This is a genomic window from Mesorhizobium sp. LSHC420B00, from assembly GCF_000503055.1.
Taxonomy (GTDB): domain Bacteria; phylum Pseudomonadota; class Alphaproteobacteria; order Rhizobiales; family Rhizobiaceae; genus Mesorhizobium.
The window spans coordinates 121,789-137,652 of sequence record NZ_AYVY01000012.1 but is presented as its reverse complement, the minus strand read 5'-3'; the positions used below and the strand labels follow the sequence as shown (position 1 = coordinate 137,652).

The window sequence follows — 15,864 nt, the reverse complement described above, 5'->3', positions numbered from 1 at the left end:
GAGCAAACGTGAAGAAAATATGAAGTGATATTTGTGCAACATGGATTTCTTCTGTTATACAAACATTGATTATTTTTGGAATCGTCATTGAGACTGGAATGCGGATGAGTATGTTCGCCGCCTGGAGAGGGGGTGCGGTGCGCGCCTTTTTCGACGTGGGTGAGGCGTTCAGCCGTTCAACCCATGAATCCAAAGCCATTTTTAACTTTGACTGGAGAGGTCAGAAAATGAATATCAAGAGCCTTCTTCTCGGCTCAGCCGCGGCATTCGTCGCGGTCTCCGGCGCGCGCGCCGCCGACGCTGTTGTGGTCGCCGAGCCGGAACCCGCTGAATACGTCAAGATCTGCGACGTCTACGGCGCCGGCTACTTCTATATCCCCGGCACCGAAACCTGCCTGCGCATCGGCGGCTATGTCCGCTATGACGCCAGCTTCGGCGACGGTGGCCGCGTTTTCGACGGCGCGACGACCCACGACCTTATGGACGGTGACGAACAGCAGACCTGGAACAAGAATGCCCGCTTCAATTTGAAGACGTGGACCGGCCAGGAAACCGAGCTCGGCACGTTGAAGACCTACACCGAGACCCGTTTCAACTTCGGCAATACCAAACACACCGTGAGCGGTGTTGATTTCAGCGTGCAGGACAACAAGGCGGTTACCCTGAACTTCGCCTGGATCCAGCTTGGAGGTTCCCGCGTCGGCAAGGATGAAACTGTCTATGATTCGTTCATCGGCTACGCCGGCAACGTCGTCCAGGACACCATCATCCCGTACGGCACCAAGGACACCAACCTGATCAGTTACTATTTCGACGGCGGTAACGGCTTTACGGCAGTCGCCTCGGTCGAAACAGGCTCCGGCGCTGACCAGTCGATCGACAGCTACGTTCCGTTTGTCGTCGGCGGCGTGAAATACAAGGGTGACTGGGGTGCGATCACCGCCGTCGGCGCCTATAACAGCACGTCGGAAGAATGGGCCGGCAAAGCTCGCCTCGACGTCAAGCCGATTACTGACCTGACCCTGTTCGTGATGGCGGGCTACGGCAGCGACGACAACGTCGCAAAGAACTTCTACAAGCCGTGGACTGGCAACTTTGCCGTCTGGGGCGGCGGCAGCTATGCCGTCAACAAGAAGACCTCTTTGAACGCCCAGGTCTCCTATACCGACGACAAAGACTTCGCCGTTGCGGCCAACGTCGCCTACACCATCGTTCCTGGTTACACGATCACCGCCGAAGTCGATTATTACGACAATTTCGATGCCGACGATGCCGACGCAATCGGCGGCATCTTCCGCTTCCAGCGCTCGTTCTGATCAAACGACGATCTCGCAAAAACGGCCCGTAGCGATACGCTACGGGCCGTTTTGGTTTGGCGGCGGATAAGTCGCTCATCTTGATTTCGCCATCGAACCGGTGACAAGCTCTGGTCATGGAATGGCGCGACGAGGGAATCATTCTCGGCACCCGCAAGCATGGCGAAACCAGCGCCATTCTCGAGGTGATGACACGTGCGCATGGCCGCCATCTCGGTCTCGTGCGCGGCGGCCGTTCGCGCAAGCAGCAGCCGGTCTTGCAGCCCGGCAACCGCGTCGACCTGTTGTGGCGGGCGCGGCTCGACGAACATCTCGGCACCTTCCAGGCCGAGGCCATCGAAATGAACGCCGCCCGGCTGATGGACAGCGCCGTTGCCGTTTACGGCTTGCAGACGATGGCCGCGCATTTGCGTCTTCTGCCCGAGCGCGATGCCCATCGCGGTCTCTATGAGACGCTCGCGGTCATGATCGCCCATCTCGACGATGCCGATGCCGCCGGCGAGCTGGTGGCCCGCTTCGAGCTGCTGGTTCTCGACGAACTCGGTTTCGGCCTCGATCTCAGCCAGTGTGCGGCGACCGGCACCAGGCAGGATCTTGCCTACGTCTCGCCGAAATCCGGCCGCGCCGTGTCGCGGGCGGCGGGCGCGCCGTGGCGCGACAAGATGCTGGCGCTGCCTGCCTTCCTGCAGCGCGGTTCGGGCCTGCGCGCCGATCCGGCGGCGATCGACGACGCCTTCCGGTTGACCGGCTTCTTTTTGACCCGCCATGTCTACGAGCCGCGCGGTATCGAACCACCCGGCGCCCGCGCCGGCTTCCTCGCCGCCTTGCGCAAGCATTATGCGGGCGGCAAGGCAATCGCCGGGGAAACCGCCGTCGGCGAAGCCATCAGGTGAGCGAAGTGGAACTCTACCCCGGCCGGGTTTCGCCGCTTGGCCTCGACATTATTTGACGCGGCCGATCACACCAGGGACCGGCGAGGTGGTGTGCGAGGGCAAAGTGGTGCACAAGGGCCGCACGCTGGCGGTTTCGGAAGCGGCGCTGAAGGATGCCAATGGCAAGCTGCTGGCTTTCGGCACCGAAACGTGCTCGATCTTTCCGGCGGCCAATCTGGCGGCACGTTGAATGGACCGGCCGTCTGGCCGCCGCATTTGAATGTCACTGAACATTGAATGTCAGTGACGACTGGCCTGGTTTGGGGGAACCGCCATGTTTGAAAGCCTGATTGGCCTCGTCGCCATCATCGCGCTGTTCGTCATCATTTCACGCCAGCAGCGCCGTATCGGCCTGATCGAGCGCGAGCTTGGCGCGTTGCGCAGCCTCGTGCTTTCGGGCGCGCCTGTCCTGCCGCCGCAAGCCAAGGAACCGGCTGCAAACGACAGCAAACCGGCGGATGGCGCAATCCCGCCGGCGGCGGCAGCCGACATGGCCGCATCGCCAGGGGCCGAGACCGCAGCGGTCGCATCAGCCACAGAGGCAGAAGCCGATACCGCGGCGCCGTCCGCACCCGAGCCGGCGCAACCGGCGGCAGCGGCGAAAGCCGCCCGCCAATCCGACGTCGAAACGGCGCTCGGTACCCGCTGGGCGGTATGGGTTGGTGGCATCGCGTTGGCGCTGGGCGGCCTGTTCCTGATCCGCTACACCATTGAGGCCGGCATTTTCGGGCCACGCGTGCGGCTTGCCATGGCGGCGGCACTTGGGCTGGTGCTGGTCGCCGGCGGCGAGTTCATCCGGCGCACCGGCTTCAGGGTGCCGGTGCAAGGTGCCGCCGGTGCCTATATCCCGGCGATCCTGACGGCGGCCGGCGCTTTCATCCTCTTCGGCACCGTCTACGCCGCGTACAGCATTTACGGTTTCATCGGCCCGGCGCTCGCTTTCACGCTGCTCGGCGCCATCGGGGTGGCGACGATCGCGGCAAGCCTGGTCCACGGTCAGGCGCTGGCCGGCGTAGGCCTGCTCGGCGCCATGGTGACGCCGCTACTCGTCGCCTCGCAGGCGCCCAATCCGTGGGCGCTGTTTGGCTATCTGGCGATCGTGCTCGCCGCCACCGGCGTCATTGCCCGCATCCGCGACTGGAGGCTCTTGATGGCCGCAGCCTTCGTCGCCACCGGCATCTGGACCATCTTCTACATGACCGAAGCGCCGGGGACGAACCTTTCCGTCATCCTCTTTATCGACGTGGTGACACTGGCCGTGCTCGCCTTCGTGTGGCTTGGCCGTCGCAGCGAAGCGGTCGCCGGCACCGGCTTCGACTGGCCGTCGATCGCGCCGGGGTTCTTCGACGCTCTTTCAGCGCTGGCCCTGTTCGTCGATCCGGTCTTTGCCGCCGCCGGCGATGCCCTGCAGGGCGCGGCCCTTATCGTAGCCCTGGTGGCGGTAGCGCTCTACCGTCCGCGAGCGCTTGCACTGCTGCACGCCGCCGGGCTGGCGACGGTGCTGGTCTATCTCGGCATCATTCCGCCGACCACGGTCGCCGCCGATTTTTCGGGCGGCGCTCTCGGTGTCGATGGCGTGCCGGTTGCGGCGTCTGATGCCTTGATGCTCAGGATCGGCATCGCGCTGGGCCTGGTCTTCATCGGCGCCGGCTTTTGGGCAGCGCGCCGTTTTGCGGCTCCTGGCTGGCTGCGCGCCGCCACATGGGCGGCATGGAGCGCTGTCGCGCCACTGGTCATCCTGCTGGCGCTCTGGTTCACCTTCGGCAATCTCGACCGTGACCTTGCTTATGCGGCCGCAGCGGCCGTTTTGGTCGGGATCTTCGTCGCCGGCGGCGAATGGATAGCGCGCGGCGAAGCGCCGCCGCTGACCGGCGGCGCTGCCGTCTCCTTCGCGCTCGCCGGCGCGGCGATTGCCGGCCTGCTGATGTTGCATATGGCCTTTGGTTCCGGCTGGACAACCATCCTGCTCGGAGCAGCCGCCGTTGTGCCGGCGCTGGCGACGCGCTGGCGCAGCTATCCGGTGCTTGGCTGGATTTCGGTCGGTGCGGTGATCGCAGTGCTCGGCCGTGCCGCCTTCGACCCGACCATCGTCGGTGCCGAGTTCCTGTCGAAAACACCGGTATTTAACTGGCTGCTGCTCGGATATGGCGTGCCGGCGCTCGCCTTCGGCTTTGCCGCCTGGCAACTCGCCCGCACAACCAATGGCCGGCCGCGCCTCGCCATGGAGGCCGGCGCCGCGCTGTTTGCTCTGCTCGCCGTTGCCATGCTGGTGCGTCATGCCATGCATGGTGGCGTCATCGACAGCGGCTCGATGACACTTGCCGAACAGGCGATCTATACGCTGATCGCCATCGGCGCCGGTGCAATCCTGGTCGCCATCGACATGCGCTCGCCAAGCTCGGTGCTACGTTACGGCTCGATGGCTGCTGGGGTGCTCTCGGTCGCCTTCATCGTCATCCGGCATTTTGTGGTGCTGAACCCGCTGCTGACGGATGAATCGACCGGCGGCATTCCGGTGTTCAACCTTCTGTTCCTCGCCTATCTGTTGCCGGCAGTCGCGACAGGCGCACTGGCGCTCTATACCCGCGACAAGCGGCCGAAATGGTATGCGGCCATGCTTGCGGTTGTGGCGGCGGTGCTCGCCTTCGTCTATGCCACGCTGTCGGTCAGGAGGCTGTTCAAGGGCGAGTTCATCGGCCTGTGGAGCGGCCTCGGCCAGGTCGAGACCTATACCTATTCGGCGCTCTGGTTGGCCATCGGCGTGGTGCTGCTCACCGCCGGTGTCTGGCTGAAGTCGCAGGTGCTGCGCATAGCGTCTGCGGCGCTGATCGCGGTCGCCGTGCTCAAGGTCTTCGTCTTCGATATGTCGGAGCTGGAAGGCGTGTTGCGGGCGCTGTCCTTCATCGGCCTCGGCGCGGTGCTCATCGGCATCGGCTTGTTTTATCAGCGGCTGCTGACAAGGGCGGCGAAAGAAAAGCTCGAGACGAGCAATAGCTGACGATTTCAATTTGGCCGGGAATAAAGCTGGCATCGGCAGCGTTATTCAGTTGCTTGGGTGACCGGGGCGGCGGACCGCTTCGCGCTGGCCGCTTGCGCCGCGCCGCAAAGGCGCGTTCAATCACCACGGACAGGGGCTCCAGAACCAGCGGTCATGGACGAAAAGAAGGCAGCAATCCTTGGTGAAATACCGCGTTTGCGCCGCTATGCACGCTCGCTGTTGCGCGACCGCGATTCCGCCGACGATCTCGTCCAGGATTGTCTCGAGCGGGCGCTTGTGCGGCTCGACAATTGGCAGACAGGAGAAAGCCCCAGGAGGTGGCTGTTTACGATCATGCATCATTTGTTCATCGACCAGATGCGCAAGGTGAACCGGCGCGGCGAGGCGGCGATGCTGCCGCTCGAGGCAAGCGAGGCGCAGGCAGCACCCGCCGAGCAGGTCGAGAGCATCGCCTCGCGCGAGATCGTCGACGCGCTGCAGGCGATCAGCCCTGACCGGCGCGCGGCACTTGTGATGGTCGCCATCGAAGGGTTTTCCTATGCCGAAGCCGCCAACATCCTTGGGGTTCCCGCCGGCACCTTGATGTCCCGCATCGCGCGCGGGCGTGAGGAACTGCGCGCGCTGCTGGATGATACCGCGCGCCGCCGCTCGATAAGGATCGTCGAGAAATGAGCCGGCGCGATTTCTCCGAACGCGACATCCACATGGCTCTCGATGGCGAGTTGCCGGGCGACGAGCGGACGGCCTATGAGGCATGGCTCGAGGCCAATGCCGAGATGAAGGCCAAGAGTGCACGCTACGCCGCCGACCGGGCAGCATTGCGCGCAGCCTTTAACGGCGTGCTGGACGAACCCGTACCGGTGCGGCTGAACAAGGTGGTGCTTGGCGAGGCGTCGGTGGTCAGAGCGGCGCCGTCGCGCTCGCGTTGGTGGCTTGCGGTCGCCGCTGCCGCCATGCTGGTGATTGGCGGTGCTGGCGGCTATCTTGCCGGCATCGGCGGCCTCGGCCTGGAAAATAGGGCCGAGGACCAGCTTGCCGAAGAAGCGATCGCCGCCCACGTCATCTATGCCGCCGAAAAGCGGCATGCGGTGGAAGTGCCGGCAAGCGACAAGGATCATTTGCAGAGCTGGTTGTCGAACCAGGTGGGTTTGAAGCTCGTCGCGCCGGATCTGGCAGCGCAGGGATTCCAACTGGTCGGTGGCCGGCTGCTGCCTGCCGGCCAGGGCAAGGCCGCGATGCTGCTTTACGAGGACGACAAGGGCGCGCGCATTTCGCTCTTCGTCACCGCCGAATCGGCTGCCAAGGCCAAGGGCACCTATGGGTCGGAAGAAGATGGTCCTGCGGCTATCTACTGGCTGGACAAGGGTTATGGCTGCGCCGTCGTCGGCTCGCTGCCGCGCGAGCGGCTGGCCGCGGTGGCCAAGAGCGCCTATGGCCAGCTTCTGGCGGCCTTGCAAAGCTGAGCAGGATCTCATTTTTCCGGAGCCGCGCCGATGCCGAAACACGGAGGTCGCTCAAAGCCTTTGCGCGACCTGCCTGCTGTCAAAACTGTCACAATTCGGCCCTAATCGAGGTGCGATAGCGCTTGCTTAATGCTGGCACTTCGGCTGGTGTGACCGATGTTTAGACTAGGGTCGTTTCCACAACCCAATCGAGGTTTTCTGAGCCCGCATGCCTGCCGAGATTCGCAAGGCCCGCGCGTCCGACGTCGATGACCTCGCCGCCATCGAAAAAGCTGTTTTCTCGAGCGACCGCATTTCTCGCCGTTCCTTTCGCCAACTGATCGAACGCGACACCGCCGAACTGCTGGTTGGCGAAAGCGATGGCCGCGTCGCCGGCTATGCAGTCGTGCTGTTTCGCAAGGGCAGCGGCGTCGCGCGGCTCTATTCGATCGCCGTCGGTCCATTTTTCGGCGGCCGTGGCGTTGGCCGCCTTCTGCTGGAAGAGGCCGAGACCGCTGCTTTCGAGCACGGCCGCATGATGCTTCGTTTGGAAGTCCGCGAGGACAACCCGCGCGCGATCCAGATCTACGAGCGGAGCGGCTACCGCAAGATCGGCCGCGAACCGGACTATTACGAGGATGGCGCCACGGCGCTGCGCTATGAAAAGACCTTGCGTGGCGACATTCCGGTCGCCACCGAAGTGCCGTTTTATCAGCAGACTTGCGAATTCACTTGCGGACCATGCTGCCTGATGATGGCGATGGCTTACTTCGGCCCCGGCTTCGTGCCGGACCCGGTGATGGAAATCCGGCTGTGGCGTGAGGCGACGACCGTTTTCATGATGTCCGGCCCCGGCGGCTGCGAGCCGTTCGGGCTGGCCGTCGCCGGCTATGAGAGCGGGCTTGCTGCTGAGATCTATGTGTCCTTCTATGGCGCGCTTTTCCTGCAGTCGGTGCGCAGCGAAGACAAGCGCCGGGTGATGGAGCTGGCGCAGGTCGACTTTCGCCGCCGCGCGGAACTTTACGGCATCCCGGTGAATTACCGTTCATTCGGGCTTGACGACATTCGCACCGCGATCGCAGAGGGAAAACTGGTACTGGTCCTGATCAGCGGCTTCCTGATGTTCGGCAAGAAGGTTCCGCACTGGGTATTGGCCATTGGTGACGATGGCGATCATATCCTGATCCACGACCCCTGGGTCGAGGACGAGCGGCAGGAGACGATCCTCGATGCTGCCAACATTCCCGTGCCTTACGGCATCTTCATGAACATGGCGCAATTCGGCCGCGACGGATTGCGCGCCGCCATCACTCTCGGAAAGCGCGACAGCCAATGACCTGGGTCATCCTTACCGGCCGGCAGAACGATCTCGACCAGGTGGCGACGCCGCACAAGATTATCACCAATCGCGACTACCTTGCCCATCCGGCACTGTTTCGCGGGCAGCGGCCGAAGGTCATCAACCTATCGAACAATTACGGCTACCAGAGCCGCGGGTATTACGCCTCGCTGCTCGCCGGTTCGCGCGGCCACAAGGTCATCCCGACGGTCGAAACGATGATCGACCTGTCGGAGCGCAAGCTCTATGAGCATGCGTTGCCGGAACTCGAACTCGCACTCAACAAGTGCCGCAAGGATTTGGGCGGCGCTTTCCCGCAGAAGGTCTGCATTTTCTTCGGCATAGGACCGTCCAGGATCTGGGACCGCTTCGCCAAGCTGCTGTTCGACTGGTTTCGTGCCCCGGCGCTCGAGGTCCACATCAGGGACAGCGCCGAATGGGCCTCGATCCGCAAAATTGGCTTCCATCCCCTGGCCAGGATGACCGAGGACGAGGAAACGCACTTTCTCCAGTGCCTGGAGACCTACACCAACCGCGAGTGGCGCGACACCAAGGGCCGCACGCCGGCGCGCTACACTTTCGCCACGCTGGTCGATCCGCATGAGGAACTGCCGCCGTCGGAGATTTCGTCGCTGCGCCACTGGGCCAAGATCGCTGAAAAGATGGGCGTCGAAATCGAGCCGATCACCAAGCGGGATCTGGCCAAGCTCGCCAACTACGACGCGCTGTTCATCCGCGAGACCACCTCGATCTCCAACCACACCTACCGCTTTGCCCGCCGCGCCCAGCAGGAAGGCATGCCGGTCATCGACGATCCGCTGTCGATGATCCGCTGCACCAACAAGGTCTATCTCAACGAGCTGATGACCTACAACAAGGTACCGGTGCCGCCGACGGTGATGATAGCCGGCATCTCGGATCTGGAAGTTGCGGCGCAGACGCTGGGCTTCCCCCTGGTGCTGAAGATCCCGGACTCCTCGTTTTCGCGCGGCGTCAAGAAATGCGGCACCTTCGAAGAGTTAAAGACGCTCGCAACCGAATGGCTGGAGGATTCCGACCTCCTGATCGCGCAAAAATTCATTCCGACGGAATATGATTGGCGCGTCGGTGTCCTCGGCGGCCAACCCTTGTTTGCCGTCCATTATCTGATGGCCAAGAAGCATTGGCAGATCGTCAATCATAAGGCCAACGGCAAGCCCGACCAGGGCGGCATCAAGACCTTCACCCTGAAGGAAGCGCCGGCCCATGTCGTCGAGACGGCGGTGAGCGCGGCGCGCTGCATCGGCGACGGCCTCTACGGAGTCGACCTCAAGGAGACCAGGGACGGCGTCTTCGTCATCGAGGTCAACGATAACCCCAACCTCGACCACGGCTGGGAAGACTCCGGCGAAAAAGACGAGGTCTGGGTGCGGCTGACGCAGTGGTTCCTGGAGCGATTGGACCGGCCGGGCCGATGACATCCGAATTGAGGGGAAAAAGATGCTGTTCTTCGTAACCGAGGATTTTCGCGGCTGCGACCGTAAGGAGATCTACCGCCGTTTCCGCGACCAGGGCCGCCTGAAGCCGGACGCGCTGCTCGTGCACCACAGCTGGATCGCAGCGGATATGAGCCGCTGCTTCCTGCTGGTGGAGGCCGATGACGTCACACTCCTGCAGCGGTGGGTCATCGAATGGGCGGATCTGGTCGAATTCGAGATCGTTCCCGTGGCGACGAACAAGGATATGGTGGAGGCGTTGAGCGGACATCTCTGACCTGCGCGCGCTTCGACGAGGTATATCCAGACATTGTATTGATGGCAGATGTCCAGGCTGAGCCGATGACTGGCTCGCCCGGCTGTCGCACTTAGCCGGATTGCCTGATCGTCGCGTTCGACTTCAGCAGCCGGTTGATGTCCGACGCTTTCGATGGCACGCCGATCAAATAGCCCTGGGCCTCGACGCAGCCCTCCTTTTGCAGGAATTCAAGCTGCGCTTCGGTCTCGACACCCTCGGCGGTGACGGTGATGCCCAGCTGTGCGCCAAGCCCGATGATGGTGCGCACGATCGCCGCGGTATCGCGACTGTCGATGTCACGGGTGAAAGAGCGATCGATCTTGATCTTGTCGACGGGAAAGCGCCTGAGGTAGCCGAGCGAGGAATAGCCGGTGCCGAAATCGTCCAGCGCTATGCGGACACCCAGATCGCGCAGCTGCCTCAGTGTCTTGAGCACCAGATCGCTCTCGTCCATCAGCACCGTTTCGGTGATTTCCAGTTCAAGCCGGTTGGCCGGCACGCCCGAGAACGCCAGCGCCGAGATGACGCTGCGGGCAAAGGTGCCGCTTTTGATCTGCACGGCGGAGACATTGACTGCGATGCGCAAAGGCGCCCAGCCTGCCGCGGTCGTGCAGGCTTTCCGCAGCGCCCATTCTCCAAGCGGCACGATCAGCCCGGTCTCCTCGGCGGCCGGAATGAAGTCGTCCGGACGCACCAGGCCGCGCACTGGCGAACGCCAGCGCATCAAGGCTTCGGCACCGACGATTTCGCCGGAGGCGATGTTCATGATCGGCTGGAAATCCAGCTCGAATTCCCGGCGCGACAACGCCGCCCTGAGATCGATTTCGAGCGCCCGGCGCGCGCGCACCATCGCATCCATGGCTGGTTCGAAGAAACGGTAGAGGTTGCGCCCTTCGCTCTTTGCCCGATAGAGCGCCATATCGGCGTTTTTCAGCAAAGTGTCGGTGTCCTTGCCGTCATTCGGAAACAGCGCGATGCCAACACTGATGCCGACGCGCATGTCGTGTCGCTTGTCGCGAAACGGCTTTCCGATGATCTCGACGATGCGTTTGGCCAGTTTTTCCGCATCGCCCGGGCTTTTGAGATTGAACTGGATTATGACGAATTCGTCGCCGCCGAAGCGAGCGACAACGTCCGTTTCATTGCGCAGGCACCGTTGCAGCCGTTCGGCCACGCATTTCAGCAGCCAGTCGCCGGAAGGGTGGCCCCAAGTATCGTTGACCGCCTTGAAGTGATCGAGGTCGAGCGAGAATATCGCCAGCGATCCGTCTTTCGTCTCGCTAAGGGCTTGGTCGAGCCGTTCGCGAAGCATCGAGCGATTGGGCAGGTTGGTCAGTGTGTCGTGATGCGCAAGGTGGGTCATGCGCTCTTCCACGCGCCTGCGCTCGGTCACGTCGTCGAATGTCGCGACCCAGCCGCCGCCGCTCATCGGCCGGCGTGCAACCAGCAGCGTTCTGCCATCGGCAAGATGGCGATGCGTTAGTGTGTTTTGCCCGCCCGCAGGCAGGCTTCGATTTGCGAAATTTCGCTGTCGGGGTCGAGCTTTGTGTAAATGCCCAGTTCCAGCAGCCGCTTAAAGGCATCACGGTGGCTCATGCCAAGCGGGAGGTCGGCCGGCCTGACATGGTAAAGTTCCAGAAAACGTTCGTTGCGCACGATCAGCTTGCCGTCCGCGTCGTACATCAAAAGTCCTTGCGACATGTTGGCAAGTGCCGCGTCGAAACGGCGGTGCTGCTCCTTCAACTCCTGCTCGGCGCGCCGTTGCTCGGTGATATCCTCGTAGATCGATACCCAACCGCCCGACGCCAGCGGCCGGTGCGAAATGTTGACGATACGCCCGTCTGCAAGCGTTTCCTCATAGGTGGAAGGTTTTGCCTGGTCGATATAGGGCTTGCGAATGGCATAGAGTTGCTCAGCGCTTTGCGAGGCGATGCCGATGTCCACGCTGTGCTGGAGGATGTCGAAAAACCGGATGCCGGGCCGTACCACTTCGGCGTCGAGGCGAAAGATACTGATGTAGTTCCTATTGCAGATGATCATCCGTTCATCGGCATCGAACATGCACAGGCCATGCGACATGTTCTCGACCGCTGCCGAAAAACGCTCGTTCTGTTCGCGCAGCTCGTCTTCAATCCGTTGCGGCAGACCAACGCCTTTGACCCGTCGTCGGCGGACGGGCGAACCTGCCTTGATACCGGCAACGGGCATGTAGCGCGCCTATGGACCGTGGTTAACCACGGCACTCTTGTCCTTGCCGGTTAATTTACCGTTTTCAGCCGGCTGGAACGGCAGTCTGGCGTCGCGACTTCTCGATCGCCGCAAACCGTTTGAGAAAGGCATTCTGCGCCCAGGTCACCGAGCGCGGCGTGACATCGAAGCGCTCGGCATTGAAGCCGCGCGGCCGGCCGAAGAACTCCGTCGCCTCTGCCGTTGAAAAACCCGCAAGCAGCGTCGCTTCGAAATAAGCGGCGATCTGATCCGCTCGCTTGATCTCCTTGCGCAGTCCCGCGTCGAGTTCCGCTGGCAGCGAAAAGCGCAGATGGATGGCGCGCTGCAGCCTGATCTCGCAGTCCCTGTAGCTGCCGCCCATCACGGACTTGAACGGCGAGATCATGTCGCCGATGACATATTCCGGCGCGTCGTGCAGCAGCGCCGCCAACCGCGCATCGGCGTCGGCATCCGGCATCAGCTCGCCGACAAGCGTTTCGACGAGCAGCGAATGCTGGGCGACCGAAAAGGCGTGCTCGCCTCTGGTCTGGCCGTTCCAGCGCGCGACGCGGGCAAGGCCGTGAGCGATATCCGAGATCTCGATGTCGAGCGGCGAGGGGTCGAGGAGATCGAGCCGTCGCCCGGACAGCATGCGCTGCCAGGCGCGCGGCGGCGCCCCGGCGCGATCGGCCGCCATCAGGCCTCCTCCGCGCCGACGGCTTCCTGCGGAAAGCTGAATTTCGCCCAGGGCGGGATGGTGAGCGACACGGCGACATCGTCAGCCAGGATCGGCAGGCCGGCGTCGAACGCTGCCTTGACCCGGTCGATGCGGGCAATGGCGAGGCCTGTCGTGCCGGCGGTCGAGCCAAGCGTGCCGACCGGCCGCCCCTCCACGGTCAACTCTGCGCCCGAGGCGGGCAGGGAGCGTTCGGCCGAGACGATCAACACCCGGCGTCTGGCAGTGCCGCGATGCTGCATGCGCGAGACAACCTCCTGGCCGACATAGCAGCCCTTCTTGAAGCCGACGCCGCCGATCTCGTCGAGCAGCACGTCATGCGGAAACGCATCGCCGAGCTGATAGTCGGTGCCGCTTTCGGCAATGCCATGGGCGATGCGAAAGGCTTGCCATGCGGCAAGGTCGCCTCCTTCTGCGGTGCCATCATAGAAGCGTTTGACGATAGCATCGACGAACCGCCCATCGGCAAACGGTGCTGATTCAAATTGCGAGGCAGTTGAAGCGCTTTCCCATAGGACGGTCACAACAGGCTGATCAAGCTTGGAAATTTGGACTTTGGCGCGCAACTTGTAGAGCGTCAGCCGGCGCATGAAATCGTCGGCGGTCTCGGCACGGCATTCGAGGCGGAAAGCATTTTCGCCGGCGCGCGAGATCAGGAAGTCGAAAAGGATCTTGCCTTGCGGCGTCAGCAGGGCGCCGGGCTTTGCTTCGCTGCTCCCGAGCACGTCGAGGTCGGTAGTCAGGATGTTCTGCAAAAAGTGCGCGGCATCCGGCCCGGACACGGAAACGAGTGCGCGATCTCTGAGCGAGGCAAAGGGCATGGTGGGAAAACGAGCCTGATCTTGCAAAACTGTCGGCCATTACGTAAGCCGCTGGCACTTCCCCCGCAAGAGACCTGATCCGCATGGCCCCCATCTACGATCTCATCCTGACAGGTGGCACCGTGGTCAACCACGACGGCGAGGGTTTTCGCGACGTCGGCATCAATGGTGGGCGCGTCGCTGCCATCGGCGATCTCCGCCAGGCGTCGGCCGGCGAGACAATCGACTGCCGCGGACTGCATATCCTGCCGGGCGTCGTCGATAGCCAGGTGCATTTCCGCGAGCCGGGACTGGAGCACAAGGAAGATTTGGAGACGGGCTCGCGGGCAGCGGTGCTTGGCGGCGTCACCGCCGTCTTCGAGATGCCGAACACCAATCCGCTGACTACCAGCGAGACGACCCTTGCCGACAAGGTGCGGCGTGCCACCGGCCGCATGCATTGCGACTTTGCCTTCTGGGTCGGCGGGACCCGCGACAATGCAAAAGACGCTGGCGATCTCGAGCGGCTGCCGGGTGCGGCCGGCATAAAAGTGTTCATGGGCTCGTCCACCGGCGACCTGCTGGTCGAGGACGACGAAGGCGTTGCCTCGATCCTGAGGAACACACGCCGCCGCGCCGCCTTTCACTCCGAGGACGAGTTCCGGCTGCGCGAGCGGCTCGGCGAGCGCATCGAGGGCGATCCGTCCTCACATCCGGTGTGGCGCGACGAGATCGCCGCATTGCGCTGCACCGAGCGCCTGGTGCGCATCGCGCGCCAGGTCCGTGCCCGGATCCATGTGCTGCACATCTCGACCGCCGAAGAGATAGGCTTCCTCGAACAGCACAAGGATGTCGCGACTTGCGAGGCGACGCCGCATCATCTGACGCTGAGCGCAGATGACTATGCGCAGTTAGGCACGCTGATCCAGATGAACCCGCCGGTGCGCGCCGCGCGCCATCGCGAGGGGGTCTGGCAGGGCATTGCGCAAGGCGTTGTCGATGTCCTCGGCTCCGACCATGCGCCGCACACGCTGGCCGAGAAGGCAAAACCTTATCCGGCGTCGCCGTCAGGCATGACCGGCGTGCAGACTTTGGTGCCGATCATGCTGGATCATGTCAACGCCGGCCGGCTGACGTTGCAGCGCTTTGTCGACCTGACCAGCCATGGCCCACAGCGCATTTTCGGCATCGCCAGGAAAGGCCGTATTGCCGCCGGCTACGATGCCGATCTGACCATCGTCGACCTGAAGCGCCGCGAGATCATCGCCAACGCCCAGCAAGGCTCCAAGGCCGGTTGGACGCCTTATGACGGCAGGCAGGTGACCGGCTGGCCGGTCGGCACTATCGTTCGGGGCCGGCGCGTGATGTGGGAAGGCGAGATTGCCACGCCAGGCCAAGGCAGGGCGGTGGAGTTTTCCGAGGCGTTGGCGGGCTAAGCTCCCTGCCTCAATAAGGGCCAGGCCTGACCACTCAATCCCCAGCGACGAAGAACGTCCATTGCCCGGTCGGCGTGATGCCGACGCGGTAGAAGATGTAGGCGCCGAACTGCTTCATGTTGTCATAGTCGCTGGCAGTGACGATCTTGAATAACTCGACCCGCTGCCTGGCATCGAGCTTGTCCAACGGCAGGGCGAAAAAATACGGCCAGACGTAGAGATCCTGCGGCGTGCCTGCATCGACATGGACATAGCCGGCATTGAGCACCTCTTCCAGGATGGCGAGGATTTCCTGGCCTTCCGTGTCGCCCGAAAGCCCTTTCAGGAAGGCGATCGGGTCGCCCTCCATGTCGCCCAGCGACAATTGGGTCATCATGTCGCCCGTGCCGATCAGCGGCCGCAGTCTTTCGATGTCGCCGCTTTTGCACGCCTCGACGATCAGATCGTGCATGCGCCTGACCGGTTCCGGCAACTTGGCAAGGTCGTAAACGACTTCGGGCACAGGCGCGTCCGGATCGACATGCGGATTGGCCATGCCGCCGTCGTCCGCTGGCCCTTTCGGTTCGGTTTGCCTTGGCTCGTCGGACGGAGTCGGCTGGCTGGCTGCAGGTGGCGTCGTGCCGAGCGGGCCGGGCATCGGCACGGTACTTCCGGGCGGCGACATGTCGCCGTCGGGCGGCGGCGTGACCGGCGAAGGCAGGTCTTCGCGCTTGATCTCGCTGAGGGCGTGAGCGGGACTGCTCGCAAGAAACAGTGCAAGGGGAATCGTGGCGCAGGAGGCGATAAGCCAAATGCTGAGGACCAGGCCGCGCGGCTTGCCTGATATCGAAAAATTCACCGCCTGCTACTCCCTGGTTCCAGGCCCACTCATGTGCCCGGACATG

The 15,864-nt window shown here is 63.0% G+C and carries 14 protein-coding genes and 1 pseudogene; 10 read left to right on the top strand and 5 right to left on the bottom strand.

Annotation, left to right across the window (positions count from 1 at the left end):
• The first annotated feature begins 227 nt into the window (after positions 1 to 227).
• The 9 genes from X760_RS58080 (at position 228) to X760_RS58045 (ending at position 9,779) form a co-directional block, all read left to right on the top strand.
• Positions 228 to 1,316: a porin gene (locus X760_RS58080; RefSeq protein WP_023719879.1), complete on the top strand. Its 1,089-nt coding sequence runs from the start codon at positions 228 to 230 to the stop codon at positions 1,314 to 1,316.
• A gap of 116 nt (positions 1,317 to 1,432) precedes the next feature.
• The gene (gene recO, locus X760_RS58075; protein WP_023719878.1) at positions 1,433 to 2,209 is read left to right on the top strand and encodes a DNA repair protein RecO; all 777 of its coding nucleotides are present in this window, start codon (positions 1,433 to 1,435) and stop codon (positions 2,207 to 2,209) included.
• Between the two features lie 52 nt (positions 2,210 to 2,261).
• Positions 2,262 to 2,438: a hypothetical protein gene (locus X760_RS74885; protein WP_023719877.1), complete on the top strand. Its 177-nt coding sequence runs from the start codon at positions 2,262 to 2,264 to the stop codon at positions 2,436 to 2,438.
• An 84-nt stretch (positions 2,439 to 2,522) separates the two neighbouring features.
• A complete protein-coding gene (locus X760_RS58070) occupies positions 2,523 to 5,246 on the top strand; it encodes a DUF2339 domain-containing protein (RefSeq protein WP_023719876.1) in 2,724 nt (907 codons plus the stop codon).
• A gap of 153 nt (positions 5,247 to 5,399) precedes the next feature.
• Positions 5,400 to 5,918: a sigma-70 family RNA polymerase sigma factor gene (locus X760_RS58065; RefSeq protein WP_023719875.1), complete on the top strand. Its 519-nt coding sequence runs from the start codon at positions 5,400 to 5,402 to the stop codon at positions 5,916 to 5,918.
• On the top strand, positions 5,915 to 6,709 hold the full coding sequence (locus tag X760_RS58060; RefSeq protein ID WP_023719874.1) for an anti-sigma factor: 795 nt from the start codon (positions 5,915 to 5,917) through the stop codon (positions 6,707 to 6,709). The genes X760_RS58065 and X760_RS58060 overlap by 4 nt, the downstream gene beginning before the upstream one ends.
• Positions 6,710 to 6,917: 208 nt before the next feature.
• Entirely contained in the window at positions 6,918 to 8,024 is a 1,107-nt protein-coding gene (locus tag X760_RS58055; RefSeq protein WP_023719873.1) for a peptidase C39 family protein, read from the top strand.
• The gene (locus X760_RS58050; RefSeq protein WP_023719872.1) at positions 8,021 to 9,484 is read left to right on the top strand and encodes a RimK family protein; all 1,464 of its coding nucleotides are present in this window, start codon (positions 8,021 to 8,023) and stop codon (positions 9,482 to 9,484) included. Before X760_RS58055 ends, X760_RS58050 begins: the two co-directional genes overlap by 4 nt.
• A 22-nt stretch (positions 9,485 to 9,506) precedes the next feature.
• The gene (locus tag X760_RS58045) at positions 9,507 to 9,779 is read left to right on the top strand and encodes a DUF3303 family protein (RefSeq protein WP_023719871.1); all 273 of its coding nucleotides are present in this window, start codon (positions 9,507 to 9,509) and stop codon (positions 9,777 to 9,779) included.
• Between the two features lie 91 nt (positions 9,780 to 9,870).
• Here X760_RS58045 and X760_RS78010 read toward each other — a convergent pair whose 3' ends face one another.
• From X760_RS78010 to X760_RS58030, 4 genes and pseudogenes are all read right to left on the bottom strand, one after another.
• Positions 9,871 to 11,247, bottom strand: a complete 1,377-nt coding sequence (locus tag X760_RS78010) for an EAL domain-containing protein (RefSeq protein ID WP_348633230.1) — start codon at positions 11,245 to 11,247, stop codon at positions 9,871 to 9,873.
• A pseudogene (locus X760_RS78005) lies at positions 11,227 to 11,861 on the bottom strand (PAS-domain containing protein); the annotation flags it as partial. The pseudogene X760_RS78005 and the gene X760_RS78010, both read right to left, overlap by 21 nt.
• 211 nt (positions 11,862 to 12,072) lie before the next feature.
• Positions 12,073 to 12,705, bottom strand: coding sequence for an HD family hydrolase (locus tag X760_RS58035; RefSeq protein ID WP_023719870.1), 633 nt, complete (start codon positions 12,703 to 12,705; stop codon positions 12,073 to 12,075).
• The gene (locus X760_RS58030) at positions 12,705 to 13,565 is read right to left on the bottom strand and encodes a folate-binding protein YgfZ (RefSeq protein ID WP_023719869.1); all 861 of its coding nucleotides are present in this window, start codon (positions 13,563 to 13,565) and stop codon (positions 12,705 to 12,707) included. The genes X760_RS58035 and X760_RS58030 overlap by 1 nt, the downstream gene beginning before the upstream one ends.
• Positions 13,566 to 13,648: 83 nt before the next feature.
• Here X760_RS58030 and X760_RS58025 point away from each other — a divergent pair, with 83 nt between their 5' ends.
• Entirely contained in the window at positions 13,649 to 14,980 is a 1,332-nt protein-coding gene (locus X760_RS58025; RefSeq protein ID WP_023719868.1) for a dihydroorotase, read from the top strand.
• 34 nt (positions 14,981 to 15,014) lie between these two features.
• On the opposite strand, the gene X760_RS58020 is transcribed toward X760_RS58025, so the two are convergent.
• The gene (locus X760_RS58020; protein WP_023719867.1) at positions 15,015 to 15,818 is read right to left on the bottom strand and encodes a hypothetical protein; all 804 of its coding nucleotides are present in this window, start codon (positions 15,816 to 15,818) and stop codon (positions 15,015 to 15,017) included.
• Positions 15,819 to 15,864: the final 46 nt, after the last annotated feature.